We start from the raw sequence: 13,748 nt of genomic DNA, 5'->3' as shown, positions 1-13,748 counted from the left end.
AGCCACTATGGCTACCAAGGACGAGGTTCTGGCCGGTCTCGCCGAGATCGTGAACGAGATCGCCGGCATCCCGGCCGAGGACGTCGAGCTCGACAAGTCCTTCACCGACGACCTGGACGTCGACTCGCTTTCGATGGTTGAGGTCGTCGTGGCTGCCGAGGAGCGCTTCGGCGCGAAGATCCCGGACGACGAGGTCAAGAACCTCAAGACGGTCGGCGACGCGGTCGACTTCATCGTCAACAACAGCTGACCCAGCTGACCGGCCGGGGTGCCTCACCGCGCCCCGGCCGCCCTCCCTCCCCAGCTCGCCCCTCCCCTGAACACGTGAGAGAAGAAGAAACCAGTGACCGCTGAAAACCGCACCGTGGTCGTCACGGGTATCGGCGCCTTCACGCCGCTGGGCGGCGACGCCGCCTCGTTCTGGGAGGGCCTGCTCGCCGGCCGTTCCGGGGTCGCCGCGCTGACCGAGGAGTGGGCTGCCGACCTGCCCGTCCGGATCGCCGCCCGCACCGCCGTCGAGCCGGGCGAGATCCTGCCCCGCCCGCTGGCCCGCAAGCTGGACCGCTCCGCGCAGTTCGCGCTGATCGCGGCCCGCGAGGCCTGGGCGGACGCCGGCTTCGAGACCCCGGCCACCGACCTGTCCTCCAAGCTCGCCCCCGAGCGCCTGGGCACCGTGATCGCCTCCGGCATCGGCGGCGTCACCACCCTGCTCGACCAGTACGACGTGCTCAAGCAGCACGGCGTCCGCAAGGTCTCCCCGCACACCGTCCCGATGCTGATGCCCAACTCCCCGGCCGCCAACGTCGGCCTGGAGGTCGGTGCCCGCGCGGGCGTGCACACCCCCGTCTCCGCCTGTGCCTCCGGGGCCGAGGCGATCGGCTACGCGATCGAGATGATCCGCACCGGCCGCGCCGACGTCGTGGTGGCCGGCGGCACCGAGGCCGCGATCCACCCGCTGCCGATCGTCGCCTTCTCGAACATGATGGCGATGTCCAAGAACAACGACGACCCCGAGCACGCCTCGCGCCCGTACGACAAGGCCCGTGACGGCTTCGTCCTCGGCGAGGGCGCCGGCGTGGTCGTGCTGGAGTCGGCCGAGCACGCGGCCGCCCGCGGCGCCCGGATCTACTGCGAGGCCGTCGGCCAGGGCCTGTCCTCGGACGCCCACCACATCGCCCAGCCGGAGCCCACCGGCGCCGGCGTGGCCCGCGCGATCGCCGACCTGTTCGAGCGCAACGAGCTGGACAAGGCCGAGATCGTGCACGTCAACGCGCACGCCACCTCGACCCCGCAGGGTGACACCGCCGAGATCAAGGCGCTGCGCAAGGAGCTCGGCGAGCACCTGGACCACGTGGCGATCTCCGCGACCAAGTCCATGACCGGCCACCTGCTGGGCGGCGCCGGCGGCATCGAGACCGTCGCCACCGTGCTGGCCCTGCACCACCGCCTGGCCCCGCCGACCGTCAACGTCGAGCAGCTGGACGACGACATCGACGCGGACATCGTGGTCGGCGAGCCCCGCAAGCTGCCCGAGGGTCCGGTCGCGGCGCTCAACAACTCCTTCGGCTTCGGCGGCCACAACGTGGTGCTGGCCTTCCGCACCGTCTGACACCCGCCACAGCGGCGCACGGGCCGGGGCCCCGACCACGAGTGAATCGTGGTCGGGGCCCCGGCCCGTCGTCCGCCGGCGGCCGCTCAGACCACCTGGTGCAGCCAGCGCACCGGGGCGCCCTCGCCCGCGTACCGGAACGGCTCCAGCTCGTCGTCCCAGGGCTTGCCGAGCAGCCGGGAGAGCTCGGCCTCCAGGTCGCTCCCCTCGTTGCGGGAGCGCAGCAGCACCGCGCGCAGCCGGTCCTCCGGGATCAGGATGTCGCCGTGCATCCCGGTGACGGCGTGGAAGATGCCGAGGCTGGGCGTGCTGCTGTAGCGCTCGCCCTCGGCCGTGGCGCAGGGCTCACTGGTGACCTCGTAGCGCAGCAGCTGCCAGCCGCGCAGGGCGGAGGCCAGCCGGGAGGCCGTGCCGGGCGCACCCTGCCAGGACAGCTCGGCCCGCCAGTGACCGGGCGCGGCGGGTTGCCGGATCCAGTCGAGGCTGACTCGCACCCCGAGCACGCCCGCGACCGCCCACTCGACATGCGGGCACAGCGCGCGTGGCGCGGAGTGGACGTACAGGACTCCACGTGTCGTCACCGGGACCTCCAGGCTGTGGACGAGGGTCGCCTTCCCCAGCTGCCTCGTGCCCATCGCCGGCAGGTACCGACTACCCCGTGGCGCTCATGTTGTTCGACATTAGGTCATCAAATTGAGCAAAACGGACAAGCTTTCACCCAATGTTAGTCGGATCCCCGAGGAGGTCCACCCCTGCCCGGGATCTCTCCCCCGAACGGACCTATCGCCCGGCGGGTGCGCGCCGCACCACGCTATCGGCAGGCGCGGCAGGCCCGGTGACGATCCGTCCGACGGGCCGGGGCGCGGCGCGCCCGAGCGCCCGGTACCCGAACCGCCTCGCGCCGCCGCCCCGCCGCCCCGACCCCGGACGGGACGGGACGGCGGAGCGGCGGGGCGGCGGGGCGGCGGGGCGGTTCGGCCGCGGGTCGGTCAGAGCTTGACGACCATCTTGCCGGTGTTGGCCCCGCGCAGCAGGCCGATGAAGGCGTCGGCGGTGTTCTCGACGCCCTCCACCACCGTCTCGTCGTAGGTCAGGGTGCCGTCCCGCAGCCAGCCGGCCATCTCGGCCACGAACTGCTGCTGCCGCGCGGCGTGGTCGCCGACCAGCATGCCCTGCAGGCGCAGCCGCTTGCCGATCACCAGCGCCAAGTTGCGCGGCCCGACCGGCGGGTTGGTCTCGTTGTACTGGGCGATGGCGCCGCACAGGGTGGCGCGGCCGTTCACGTTGAGGAGGCTGATGGCGGCCTCCAGGTGGTCGCCGCCGACGTTGTCGAAGTAGACGTCGATGCCGTCCGGCGCGGCCTCGGCGAGCTGCGCCAGGACCGGGCCGTCCTTGTAGTTGAAGGCCGCGTCGAAGCCGTAGTCCTCCACCAGCCTGGCGACCTTGTCGGCCGAGCCGGCCGAGCCGATGACCCGCTTGGCGCCCTTGAGCCGGGCGATCTGCCCGACCAGGGAGCCGACCGCACCGGCCGCGCCGGACACGAAGACGGTGTCGCCCTCCTTGAAGGAGGCGACGTCCAGCAGGCCCGCGTAGGCGGTCAGACCCGGCATGCCGAGCACGCCCAGGTAGAAGGAGAGCGGGGCGAGCTGCGGGTCCACCTTGACCGTGCGGGCCGCGTCCACGGTCGCGTACTCGCGCCAGCCGAGCCCGTGCAGGACGGCGTCGCCGACCTCGAAGCCCTCGGCCTCGGAGGCGATCACGTAGCCGACCGCGCCGCCGTCCATCGCCGCGCCGATCGCGAACGGCGGGACGTAGGACTTCACGTCGTTCATCCGGCCGCGCATGTACGGGTCGACCGAGAGGAAGGCGTTGCGGACCAGGATCTGGCCCGGGCCGGGCTGCTGCACCGGGGCCTCGACCAGCGTGAAGTCCGCGGGGGTCGGCCAGCCCTGGGGTCGGGCGGCCAGCTGCCACTCGCGTCCGGTGGTGGGCGTCGCCTGCTCTGCCATGTCGTGCTCCTTGCGTGGTTCGTCTGTCGGTGGCCTGCCTGAAAGGTTGACCAACTAAAGCAATCGTGCGGATAAAAGGTTCACGTTGTCAAATGTTCAGCTAGACTGATGTCCATGGAGAAGCAGCCGCCCGCCGACCCGATCACCCGCGAGGTCGTGGACCTCATGGCGAGCCTGGTCGCGCTGTTCCACCGCGAGTACGAGGAGGCCGCCGCCGCCCGCTCGCTGACCGGCGCCCAGGCGAAGGTGCTCGCCCTGCTCAGCCGGGGCCCGATGCCGATGCGCCACATCGCCCAGACGCTGGCCTGCGAGCCCTCCAACATCACCGGCATCGTGGACCGGCTGGAGACCCGCGGCTTCGTGACCCGCCAGGCCGACCCGCTGGACCGCAGGGTCAAGCGGGTGGCCGCCACCGAGGCCGGCGGCCGGGCCACCGAGGAGCTCCGCGAGTCGCTGAACTTCGCCCGCGAGCCGCTGGCCGCGCTGGCCGAGGACGAGCGGCGCCAACTGCGTGACCTGCTGCGGAGGATGCTCGAAGGGGCCGACACCGCGGGCTGACGCCCGCGCCGGCCGCTCCCCGGGAGGTCGCGGGGAGGCCGGGCGGAAGAAGTTCGGCTCGCATGTGTAACCGGATGCACTCCCGGCCCGTCTATTCATCTGGACCGTATGTGTACCCGTGGCGCCTGCCACACCCGGCAGAGAGCGCTGACCGATGACCGACTCCAAGAGCCGTCCCGCCAAGGGCACCCGGCGGGCCCGGATAGCCCGTGGCCTGGGTGCGACCGCCGCCGTCCTGGTGGTCGGCACCGCCGGCGCCGGCGCGTGGTTCTACCATCGGCTCGACCACAACATCAGTACCTTCTCGGCCGACGGTGTCGCCCCCACCCGCCCGCCGGCCGGTCCGACCGCCAGCGGTGGCGGCCGGCCGGTCAACATCCTGCTGCTGGGCTCGGACACCCGCCAGAACGGCAACAACGACCTGGGCGGCGGCGAGGAGGGCGTGGGCCACTCCGACACCGCGATCCTGCTGCACGTGTACGCGGACCACAAGCACGCCGTCGGGGTGTCGATACCCCGGGACACCCTGGTCACCGTGCCGGCCTGCCGGCTGCCCAGCGGCAACTGGTCCCCGCAGCGGACCAACCAGATGTTCAACTCGGCCTTCACGGTCGGCGAGTACCCGCAGGGCAACCCCGCCTGCACCCAGAACACCGTCGAGGCGCTGACCGGCCTGCGGGTCGACCACACCATCGTGGTCGACTTCAAGGGCTTCGCCGCGATGACCGACGCGGTGCACGGCGTCGACGTCTGCGTGCCCAACAACGTCGACTCCTACGGCATACACCTGGCCAAGGGCCGGCAGACCGTCACCGGGCAGCAGGCGTTGGACTACGTCCGCGCCCGGCACGGCTTCGGCGACGGCTCGGACATCGGCCGGGTGAAACGCCAGCAGGCCTTCCTCTCCTCCCTGATCAAGAAGATCCGGGGCCAGGGCTTCAACCCCACCACCCTGCTCCCGCTGGCCGACGCCGCGACCAAGTCGCTGACCGTCGACCCCGAGCTGGGCTCGGCGGTGAAGCTCGCCGAGTTCGGCCAGTCGCTGCGCGACATCGAGCTCTCCGACATCTCCTTCGTCACGGTGCCCTGGCGCTACCAGGGCGACCGGGTGGCCCTGGTCCACCCCGACGTGGACACCCTCTGGAGACTGCTCCAGCAGGACCGCACCCTGACCGGCCAGTCCGCCGCCGACCCCGCGGCCTCGCCCTCCCCCACCGCCGACCCGGCGTCGGCCGCCGCCTCGTCCCCGGCCGCCGAGCAGGTCGCGCTGACCGTGCACAACGCCTCCCGCGCCTCCGGCCTCGCCGGGCAGGCCGCCACCGCGCTCAGGGCCCAGGGCTACCAGCAGATCACCGTCGGCCCCGACACGGAGTTCCGCCGGACCACCCTGATCGGGTACGCCGCCGGTGCCCAGGAGGCGGCGAACCGGCTCGCGCAGCTCTTCCCCGGCGCCGAACTGCGGGTCGACCCGGGCGCGGAGGGGATCACCGTCACCCTCGGCAGGGACTACGCCTCGGCCCACAGCGGCGAGGGCACGACGCCCGGCGAGGGGGCCGGCGCGCCCACCGCGCTGCCCACCGGCATCCCGACCGGGATCACCGAGAACACCCGGCCCGCCGACAGCGACCTCTGCGCCGACCTCAGCTTCGGCTGAGGCCGTCGCCCGGGTCGGGCAGCCCGGTGACCACCACCGTGACCCTGGTGCCGGCGGCCAACTCCCCCGCCGCCGCCAGGCCGTACACCGCCGACAGCGCCTTCGCCACGTACCGCCGCTCGACCGCCACCCCGTGCCGCCGCTCGAAGCCGGCGGCGAACTCCTCCAGCTCGGCCGGCACCTTGCCGTAGCCGCCCCCGTGGTGGCCGTGGTGGATCCGCCAGTTGGCGAACTCCCGCCCGTACGCGGCCCGGTGCAGCCGGGCGACCTCCCCCTCCAGGTACCCCTCGCCGCGGAGCACCGCCACCCCGAGGGCCCGCGCGCCCGGGGGCAGCCCGGCCGCGATCCCGGCCAGCGTCCCGCCGGTGCCGACCGGGCAGCAGACCAGGTCCCGCTCCCCCGGGTCCGGGAGCCGGCGGGCCAGTTCCTCGGCGACGACCGCGGCCCCGCGCACCGCGAGCGCGTTGGACCCGCCCTCCGGCAGGACCAGGAACCCCTCCCGCGGCTCCCCGCCCCGGGCCGCCAGCTCCCGGTACCGCGAGCGCGGGACGAACTCCAGCGCCATCCCGGCCGCCTCCGCCGCCCGCAGCGACCAGTTCCGCGGCGCCGCCGCCAGCTCCTCGCCGCGGATCACCCCGACGCTCGCCAGCCCGAGCCCGTGCGCGGCGGCCGCCACCGCCCGGATGTGCGTCGAGTAGGCCCCGCCGTACGTGAGCAGCCCGCGCCGGCCCTCGGCGACGGCCCGTTCCAGGTTGGGCGCCAGCTTGCGCCACTTGTTGCCGGGCACGGCCGGGTGGGCCAGGTCGTCCCGCTTGAGCCACAGCTCCACCCCGAGCCGGGCGAGGCCCGGGTCGTCCAGCGGGATCAGCGGGGTCGGCAGCGCGGCGGGGGTGAGCACCGGGCCAGCATACGAAGGGGCCGGCGGTCAGCCGCCGGCCGCCCGGGGGCCCGGTCCGGGCAGGGCCCCGGCCGGGCCGGGGTCCGGCGGCCCGTGATCCGGCGGCCCGTGGTCGATCCGGACCAGCCCCTGCGCGAGCAGCTGGTCGACGAACTCCTGGACGGCCCGCACCTCGACGGCCGCCTGCTCGGCGATGCCGGCCGTGCCGCCGCCCTCGGCGAGCAGCAGCCAGATCCGGGCGGCGGCGCCGTCGAGGGTGCGGAACTCGCGCGCCACCGGGTGGTAGAGCCGCACCTCACCGTCCCCGGGGAACCAGACGACCGCGGGATCGAGCCGGTAGATCATCGGAGCGCTCCCTCCGGACGGCCGTCGCTCCAGTGGAGCTGACGGCAGGCCAGGCACCATCCATCCCAGCTGGACCATCGGAATCTACTCCACCAGCAGAACATGTCAACAGGGCCGTTCCGCATCCGACTTGACACATCCGAGGGGTTCTCGCGGCCGGACGGCACGTACCGGGACAATCACCCGCAGGGGTCACCCCGCCGGAGGTCGCGGCGACTGCACCGGCTCGTCAACGCGGAGTTCCGCGGATGCTCCCGGACGGGTGAATCCCGGTGTGTCGGCGCCGGGGCGCGGTCCCTGCTGCCCTAGAGTTCTCGCAGGCAGGGGCTGGTCTGCCGAGGTGGGGCGGGTGGGACTCGAACCCACGACCAAGGGATTATGAGTCCCCTGCTCTAACCGGCTGAGCTACCGCCCCCGATTCGACCAGCTGGTGACCGGCGGGCCGGCCGTTCCAGCAGCAGACGGCCCCTCAGGGCCGTCCCCGGCAGCATAGCCGGTCGATCAGTCGCGGTGCGCGCCGGGGGCGCAACCGGGTACGCCCCCCGGAGTGGGCCCTGCCTGGCGCGACGCCCGCCCGGGCTGGTAGATCTTGCGTTCCGGCCCGCCGTCCGAGCGGGCCGCGGCGCGCGAGTGCGGGGAGCCAGCGGGATGGGCCGGACGGAACGGGTGGCACGGGCGGCACGGCGGGCTCGGTGGCCGCTCGCGCTCCTGCTGACCGTCCAGCTCGCCGCCTGCGGCCCCGGCGACCCGGCCGCCGACCGGCCCACCGCCCGGCCGGCCCCCGCCGGCGGCGCCGGCGACCGGATCGGCGCCCTCTTCCTCGGCGACGTGAACGGCCCCAGGATGTGCACCGCCAGCGTCGTCACCAGCCCCGGGCACAGCCTGCTGGTCACCGCGGCGCACTGCGTGCAGACCGCCGAGCGCGGCCGCTACGACCACCTGGTCTTCGCGCCCGGCTACCGCGACGGCCGCGCCCCGTACGGCGTCTGGCCGGTGACCTCGATCACGGTCGACCAGCGGTGGAGCCTGGCCGAGGACCCGGAGTACGACGTGGCCTTCCTCACCGTGGGCGAGGTGCGGGGTCTGCGGATCGAGGACCGGGTCGGGGCGAACCCGCTCGGCACCGGCCTCGGCACCGGCCTGCCGGTCTCGGTGACCGGCTACCCCAACGACAGCGGCGTCCCGGTGACCTGCTCGGGCCGGACCGGCCCGCAGGGCCCCACCCAGGAGCGCTTCGAGTGCTCCGGCTACACCGTCGGCACCAGCGGGAGCCCGTGGCTGACCGAGGACGGCCGGGTGGTCGGGGTGATCGGCGGCTACCAGCAGGGCGGGGACACCGACGCCGTCTCGTACAGCATCGCGTTCGACGGGCGGGTGACCGAGCTCTACCGGCGGGCCACCGGCTGACGGGCCGTCAGAAGGGCGCCGGGCCGGGCCGGGAAACACGAAGGCCCCCCGGTCGACCGAGGGGCCTTCGCTCTGTACCGATCGTCTCCGTGGAGGCGAGCTCCCCCAATTGGACTCGAACCAATAACCTGCCGATTAACAGTCGGCTGCTCTGCCAATTGAGCTATGGGGGATTGCACAGCGGGACACTCCACAGGGGGTTGTCCGAGCTCCCCCAATTGGACTCGAACCAATAACCTGCCGATTAACAGTCGGCTGCTCTGCCAATTGAGCTATGGGGGATCGATCTGCTGCCTCCGTCCCGGATCCTCCCGGGCCTTCGGCGCTCGCTGCGGGACATACATTAGCGCACTCAGGGGGGTGTTCCGCCAATCGCTTTCGCCGGCCCCGGCCGGGGACCCGCGCCGCCCCCGCCGCGGCGGCCCGGTCGGCGCGCCCCGCGCGCGCCCCGACGGCCCGCCGGGGATGCTGGGGACGGTGGCGGACGGCCGGGGACGGCCCCGCCACCGGCCGGGTGGTTCGCCGCCCGGTCCGACGGGTAGGGCAATGCGGCAAAGACCGCGACGAAGGGTGGAGCCGAGCATGTGGAAACTGACGTTGATCGTGGGCGTCGGGGTCGGATACGTCCTGGGCGCCCGCGCCGGCCGGCAGCGGTACGAGCAGCTCGCCGGCGCGGCCCGACAGTTCTCCCAGAACCCCAAGGTCCAGGACGCCGCGGGCAAGGCCAAGCAGCAGGCGGGCGCGGTCGCGGGCCGGGCCGCCGGCGCGGTGGCCGACCGGGTCGGCGAGAAGCTGCCGGACGCCGTGACCGACCGAGTCCCGTACTTCACCCGCCGGCAGACGGCCGACGACTGGGGGACGTTCCGGCCGTGACCGGGGGCCCGGCCGGATCCCGTACCGACTGGGCAACACTTGCCGCGGGCGCCAGCACCGCGACCACCGGCTGAGGCATGATCTCCGCATGGCCATCGTCGCGGGCATCGACAGCTCGACCACTCGCACCCGGATCGTCGCGTGTGACTCCGACACCGGTGCCGTCCTGCGCCAGGGACGGGCCCCGCACCCGCTGCCGGAGGGCGTCGACGCCCGGACCACCGAGGTCGACCCGCAGACCTGGCTGCACTCGCTCGGCGACGCCGCGGCCGGCGGCCTGCTGGAGGGAGTCCGGGCGATCGGCGTCTCCGCCCAGCAGCACGGCCTGATCGGCCTGGACGCCGGCGGGGTGCTGGTCCGCCCGGCCCTGCTGTGGAACGACCCCCGCTCGGCCGGCGCGGCCGCCTCGCTGGTGGACGCGCTCGGCGGCCCCGGCCCGTGGGTGGAGGCCATCGCCGCGGTGCCCGCGCCGACGTACACCATCGCCAAACTGCGCTGGCTGGCCGAGTTCGAGCCCGCCTCGGCCAAGCGGATCGCCGAGGTGCTGCTGCCGCACGACTGGCTGGTCTCCCAGCTGCTCGGCAGCCCGAAGCGGCGCACCACCGACCGCGGCGACGCCTCCGGCACCGGCTACTGGTCGCCGATCACCGGCGAGTACCGGCAGGACCTGATCAAGCTCGCGATCGGCCACGAGCTGCGGGTCCCGGAGGTACTCGCCCCCGCCGAACCGGCCGGGCACACCCCCGAGGGCCTGCTGATCTCGGCCGGCACCGGCGACAACATGGCGGCCGCGCTCGGGCTCGGGCTCGGCCCGGGCGACGCGGTGGTCTCACTCGGCGGCAACGGCACCATCTTCGCGGTGCACGACCAGCCCGTGGTCGACCCGTCCGGCCTGATCTCCTCCTTCGCCGACGCGACCGGCCGCCACCTGCCGATGGTCGGCACCCTCAACGCGGCCCAGGTGCTGCGCTCGACCGCCACCGTCCTCGGCACCGACCTGGAGGGCCTGAGCGCGCTCGCCCAGCAGTCCTCCCCCGGCGCGTACGGGCTGGTGCTGCTGCCCTACCTGGACGGCGAGCGCACCCCGAAGCTGCCGCACGCCGCCGGCACCCTGACCGGGCTGCGGATGGAGTCGATGGCGCCGCAGCACTTCGCCCGGGCCGCCGTCGAGGGCATGCTCTGCAACATCGCGGACGCCGTCGACGTGCTGCGCTCGCACGGGGTCGGGGTGCGCCGGATCTTCCTGCTGGGCGCGGTCGGCCGGCTCGGCGCCGTCCGGGACATCGCACCGCTGGTCTTCGGCGTGCCGGTGGTGGTGCCGCCGCCCGGCGACTACGGCGCCCGGGGCGCGGCCCGGCAGGCCGCCTGGGCGCTCGCCGGCACCCGCGAACCGCCGCACTGGGAGCTGCCCGAGGCCACCACGACCGTGCCCGACCAGGAGCACGACCTGGCGGTCGGCAACGCGGTGCGCCAGCAGTACGCCGCCGTCCGCGGACAGGTGCACCCGGAGACCGCCGGCTGAGCCGACCGCCACTCCCGGCGGGCACCGGGGATGCGTCCGGCCCGGGGCGGTGGCAGCGTGGGAGGTCCTGCCCGGCCGGCGAAAGGGACCCCGATGGCCTTGCACAAGGGAGACGGCAGCAGTCGCCGACTCTCCGTCAGCCCGCTCCACGGTTTGCTCGACCCGCTCGGATCGATGGCGGTCGCCCCGCCGGTGCACAAGCTGGGCGACAACCCGGTGCTGCCCCCGGTGGCGTACCAGCTGATCCACGACGAGCTGATGCTGGACGGCAACGCCAAGCTCAACCTGGCCACCTTCGTGACCACGTCGATGGACGACTTCGCGGACCGGCTGATGGCGGAGTGCCGCGACAAGAACATGATCGACAAGGACGAGTACCCGCAGACCGCCGAGCTGGAGCGGCGCTGCGTGTCGATCCTGGCCGACCTGTGGCACGCGCCCGACCCGGACAGCGCGGTCGGCTGCTCCACCACCGGTTCCAGCGAGGCGTGCATGCTGGCCGGCCTCGCGCTCAAGCGGCGCTGGATGCGGCGCAACGCGGAGCGGTACGCGGCCGGGGCCCGGCCGAACCTGGTGATGGGCATCAACGTGCAGGTCTGCTGGGACAAGTTCTGCAACTTCTGGGAGGTCGAGCCCCGGCTGGTGCCGATGTCCGGCGACCGCTTCCACCTGGACGCCGAACAGGCCGCCGCGCACTGCGACGAGAACACCATCGGCGTCGTCGGCGTCCTCGGCTCCACCTTCGACGGCTCCTACGAGCCCGTGGCGGAGATCTGCACCGCCCTGGACGAGCTCCAGCAGCGCACCGGCCTGGACGTCCCGGTGCACGTGGACGGGGCCTCCGGCGGCATGATCGCGCCGTTCCTCGACCCCGACCTGGTCTGGGACTTCCGGCTGCCCAGGGTCGCCTCGATCAACACCTCGGGGCACAAGTTCGGCCTGGTCTACCCGGGCGTCGGCTGGGCGCTGTGGCGGGACAAGGAGGCGCTGCCGGAGGAGCTGGTCTTCAAGGTCAACTACCTCGGCGGCGACATGCCGACCTTCGCGCTGAACTTCTCCCGGCCCGGCTCCGAGGTGGTCGCGCAGTACTACACCTTCCTGCGGCTCGGCCGGGAGGGTTACCGGATCGTCCAGCAGGCCTGCCGGGACGTCGCCACCTACCTGGCGGACGAGGTCGAGCGGCTCGGCTTCCGGGCCCTGACCAGGGGTGACCAGCTGCCCGTGTTCGCCTTCACCACCGACGGCGAGAAGGCCTTCGACGTGTTCGACGTCTCGCGCCGGATGCGCGAGCGCGGCTGGCAGCTGCCCGCGTACACCTTCCCGGACGACCGGACCGACCTGTCGGTGCTGCGGGTGGTCTGCCGCAACGGCTTCTCCCGGGACCTCGCCGACATGCTGCTGGATGACCTGCGGCGGCTGATGCCCGAGCTGCGCAACCAGCCGGCGCCGCTGAGCAGCATGGGGGTGGAGACCCGGTCGGCCTTCCACCACTGACCTCCGCCGCCGACGTGCGGCGAACGGCGGCCGGGCCCGGCCCGGACGGCTCCGGCGGGTGCCGTCACGGGCCCGGCCCGGCCCGCGGGCAGCGCCAGGGGGCGCGCACCTGCCCGCGCCGGGCGGCAGGCGGCCGGCCGGCGGCACCCCACTGCTGTCGGCCACCGTGCCGCTGCTGCTCGCCGTGCGGCGGCCTCCTCCCACCATCGGTCGCCGCGCCGGCGACGTTACCAGCGGTCACCCTATGGTGCAATGTCACATTCCATTTTAGTCCAGGTATCCCCTCAGCTGGTCGGCGCCGGCGTGGGCGCGCAGCTTGGCGAGGGTCTTGGACTCGATCTGGCGGATCCGCTCCCTGGTCACCCCGAAGAGGTGACCGATCTCCTCCAGGGTGCGCGGCAGGCCGTCGCCCAGGCCGTAGCGGAGCTGGACCACCTGCCGCTCGCGCTCCCCGAGGGTGGCCAGCACCGCGTCCAGGTGCTCGCGCAGCAGCAGGAAGGCGGCGCTCTCCACCGGGGAGGCCGCGTCGGCGTCCTCGATCAGGTCGCCCAGGGCGACGTCGTCCTCCTCGCCGATCGGGGTGTGCAGCGAGACCGGCTCCTGCGCCAGCCGCAGCACCTCCCTGACCCGCTCCGGCGAGAGCTGGAGGGCGTCGGCCACCTCGGCGGCGGTCGGCTCCCGGCCGCACTCCTGGACCAGCGTCCGCTGCACCCGCAGCACCCGGTTGATCAGCTCCACCACGTGCACCGGCACCCGGATGGTGCGGGCCTGGTCGGCCAGCGCCCGGCTCATCGCCTGCCGGATCCACCAGGTGGCGTAGGTGGAGAACTTGTAGCCCCGGGTGTAGTCGAACTTCTCGACCGCCCGGATCAGGCCGACGTTGCCCTCCTGGATCAGGTCCAGCAGGGTCAGGCCGCGGCCGACGTAGCGCTTGGCGACCGAGACCACCAGCCGCAGGTTGGCCTCGACCAGCCGGCGCTTGGCTATCCGGCCGAGCACCACCAGGCGGTCCAGCTCGTCGGCGAGCCCGGGGCCGTCCGCGGCCGGGCCCTCGGCGGCGGCCCGGTCGAGCGCCTCCTCGGCGAACAGCCCGGCCTCGATCTGGCAGGCCAGCTCGACCTCCTCGGCGGCGGTCAGCAGCCGGACCCGGCCGATCTCGCGCAGGTACTGGCGCAGCAGGTCGGCGGCCGGGCCCGAGGCCTCGTCCGGTGCGCCGGCCCGCCGGCGTCCGGGCTCCCGGGCCCCGGCCCGGCCGCCTTGGGCGGGCACCCGGGCCGGGGGCCCGGTGGTCGTCGGATCGGTGCCGTCCTCGCGCACGACGGCCTGGGGCCGGCTGACAGCGGCAAGCTCCACGGGCATCCCTCCACGGCCGGGGCGGC

Annotated in this window: 13 protein-coding genes and 3 tRNA genes; 8 read left to right on the top strand and 8 right to left on the bottom strand. The window is 73.7% G+C overall.

The window, feature by feature from the left end:
* The first annotated feature begins 7 nt into the window (after positions 1–7).
* A complete protein-coding gene (locus tag ACIOFR_RS00980) occupies positions 8–250 on the top strand; it encodes an acyl carrier protein (protein WP_371496905.1) in 243 nt (80 codons plus the stop codon).
* A 93-nt stretch (positions 251–343) separates the two neighbouring features.
* Entirely contained in the window at positions 344–1,609 is a 1,266-nt protein-coding gene (fabF, locus tag ACIOFR_RS00975) for a beta-ketoacyl-ACP synthase II (RefSeq protein WP_400991496.1), read from the top strand.
* Positions 1,610–1,695: 86 nt separating this feature from the next.
* Here fabF and ACIOFR_RS00970 read toward each other — a convergent pair whose 3' ends face one another.
* Both ACIOFR_RS00970 and ACIOFR_RS00965 read right to left on the bottom strand, forming a co-directional pair.
* Entirely contained in the window at positions 1,696–2,190 is a 495-nt protein-coding gene (locus ACIOFR_RS00970) for a DUF3145 domain-containing protein (RefSeq protein ID WP_400991495.1), read from the bottom strand.
* A gap of 408 nt (positions 2,191–2,598) precedes the next feature.
* Positions 2,599–3,618: an NADP-dependent oxidoreductase gene (locus ACIOFR_RS00965; RefSeq protein WP_400991494.1), complete on the bottom strand. Its 1,020-nt coding sequence runs from the start codon at positions 3,616–3,618 to the stop codon at positions 2,599–2,601.
* Positions 3,619–3,732: 114 nt separating this feature from the next.
* On the opposite strand from ACIOFR_RS00965, the gene ACIOFR_RS00960 reads away from it, so the two are divergent.
* Complete coding sequence (locus ACIOFR_RS00960; protein ID WP_400991493.1) at positions 3,733–4,176, top strand: MarR family winged helix-turn-helix transcriptional regulator; 444 nt, start codon at positions 3,733–3,735, stop codon at positions 4,174–4,176.
* A 154-nt stretch (positions 4,177–4,330) separates the two neighbouring features.
* Positions 4,331–5,830 carry an LCP family protein gene (locus ACIOFR_RS00955; protein WP_400991492.1) on the top strand — a complete coding sequence of 500 codons (1,500 nt, stop codon included), beginning with the start codon at positions 4,331–4,333 and terminating at the stop codon, positions 5,828–5,830.
* Here ACIOFR_RS00955 and ACIOFR_RS00950 read toward each other — a convergent pair.
* From ACIOFR_RS00950 to ACIOFR_RS00940, 3 genes are all read right to left on the bottom strand, one after another.
* Complete coding sequence (locus ACIOFR_RS00950) at positions 5,817–6,728, bottom strand: 1-aminocyclopropane-1-carboxylate deaminase/D-cysteine desulfhydrase (protein WP_400991491.1); 912 nt, start codon at positions 6,726–6,728, stop codon at positions 5,817–5,819. The two genes, ACIOFR_RS00955 and ACIOFR_RS00950, sit on opposite strands and share 14 nt — an antisense overlap.
* Positions 6,729–6,755: 27 nt before the next feature.
* The gene (locus ACIOFR_RS00945) at positions 6,756–7,073 is read right to left on the bottom strand and encodes a PqqD family protein (RefSeq protein WP_400991490.1); all 318 of its coding nucleotides are present in this window, start codon (positions 7,071–7,073) and stop codon (positions 6,756–6,758) included.
* Between the two features lie 341 nt (positions 7,074–7,414).
* Positions 7,415–7,488, bottom strand: a tRNA-Ile gene (locus ACIOFR_RS00940).
* Between the two features lie 233 nt (positions 7,489–7,721).
* On the opposite strand from ACIOFR_RS00940, the gene ACIOFR_RS00935 reads away from it, so the two are divergent.
* A complete protein-coding gene (locus tag ACIOFR_RS00935; RefSeq protein WP_400991489.1) occupies positions 7,722–8,480 on the top strand; it encodes a trypsin-like serine peptidase in 759 nt (252 codons plus the stop codon).
* Positions 8,481–8,580: 100 nt separating this feature from the next.
* Here ACIOFR_RS00935 and ACIOFR_RS00930 read toward each other — a convergent pair.
* Both ACIOFR_RS00930 and ACIOFR_RS00925 read right to left on the bottom strand, forming a co-directional pair.
* Positions 8,581–8,653, bottom strand: a tRNA-Asn gene (locus ACIOFR_RS00930).
* Between the two features lie 36 nt (positions 8,654–8,689).
* A tRNA-Asn gene (locus ACIOFR_RS00925) sits at positions 8,690–8,762 on the bottom strand.
* A 300-nt stretch (positions 8,763–9,062) separates the two neighbouring features.
* On the opposite strand from ACIOFR_RS00925, the gene ACIOFR_RS00920 reads away from it, so the two are divergent.
* From ACIOFR_RS00920 to ACIOFR_RS00910, 3 genes are all read left to right on the top strand, one after another.
* On the top strand, positions 9,063–9,353 hold the full coding sequence (locus ACIOFR_RS00920) for a hypothetical protein (protein ID WP_371496914.1): 291 nt from the start codon (positions 9,063–9,065) through the stop codon (positions 9,351–9,353).
* A gap of 88 nt (positions 9,354–9,441) precedes the next feature.
* Positions 9,442–10,875, top strand: coding sequence for an FGGY family carbohydrate kinase (locus tag ACIOFR_RS00915; protein WP_400991488.1), 1,434 nt, complete (start codon positions 9,442–9,444; stop codon positions 10,873–10,875).
* A gap of 93 nt (positions 10,876–10,968) precedes the next feature.
* Positions 10,969–12,369, top strand: coding sequence for a glutamate decarboxylase (locus ACIOFR_RS00910; protein ID WP_400991487.1), 1,401 nt, complete (start codon positions 10,969–10,971; stop codon positions 12,367–12,369).
* 267 nt (positions 12,370–12,636) lie between these two features.
* Here ACIOFR_RS00910 and ACIOFR_RS00905 read toward each other — a convergent pair whose 3' ends face one another.
* Positions 12,637–13,728, bottom strand: a complete 1,092-nt coding sequence (locus ACIOFR_RS00905) for an RNA polymerase sigma factor (protein ID WP_400991486.1) — start codon at positions 13,726–13,728, stop codon at positions 12,637–12,639.
* Positions 13,729–13,748 lie beyond the last annotated feature (20 nt).

The organism is Kitasatospora sp. NPDC088346 (genome assembly GCF_044740765.1).
Lineage (GTDB): Bacteria > Actinomycetota > Actinomycetes > Streptomycetales > Streptomycetaceae > Kitasatospora.
This window is presented reverse-complemented; position numbering and strand designations above follow the sequence as displayed.

Coding starts and splice junctions, on each gene's coding strand:
- ACIOFR_RS00935 (WP_400991489.1), top strand. CDS start 7,722: ATGGGCCGGACGGAACGGGTGGCACGGGCGGCACGGCGGGCTCGGTGG.
- ACIOFR_RS00910 (WP_400991487.1), top strand. CDS start 10,969: ATGGCCTTGCACAAGGGAGACGGCAGCAGTCGCCGACTCTCCGTCAGC.
- ACIOFR_RS00915 (WP_400991488.1), top strand. CDS start 9,442: ATGGCCATCGTCGCGGGCATCGACAGCTCGACCACTCGCACCCGGATC.
- ACIOFR_RS00965 (WP_400991494.1), bottom strand. CDS start 3,618: ATGGCAGAGCAGGCGACGCCCACCACCGGACGCGAGTGGCAGCTGGCC.
- ACIOFR_RS00955 (WP_400991492.1), top strand. CDS start 4,331: ATGACCGACTCCAAGAGCCGTCCCGCCAAGGGCACCCGGCGGGCCCGG.
- ACIOFR_RS00980 (WP_371496905.1), top strand. CDS start 8: ATGGCTACCAAGGACGAGGTTCTGGCCGGTCTCGCCGAGATCGTGAAC.
- ACIOFR_RS00960 (WP_400991493.1), top strand. CDS start 3,733: ATGGAGAAGCAGCCGCCCGCCGACCCGATCACCCGCGAGGTCGTGGAC.
- ACIOFR_RS00905 (WP_400991486.1), bottom strand. CDS start 13,728: ATGCCCGTGGAGCTTGCCGCTGTCAGCCGGCCCCAGGCCGTCGTGCGC.
- ACIOFR_RS00945 (WP_400991490.1), bottom strand. CDS start 7,073: ATGATCTACCGGCTCGATCCCGCGGTCGTCTGGTTCCCCGGGGACGGT.
- ACIOFR_RS00920 (WP_371496914.1), top strand. CDS start 9,063: ATGTGGAAACTGACGTTGATCGTGGGCGTCGGGGTCGGATACGTCCTG.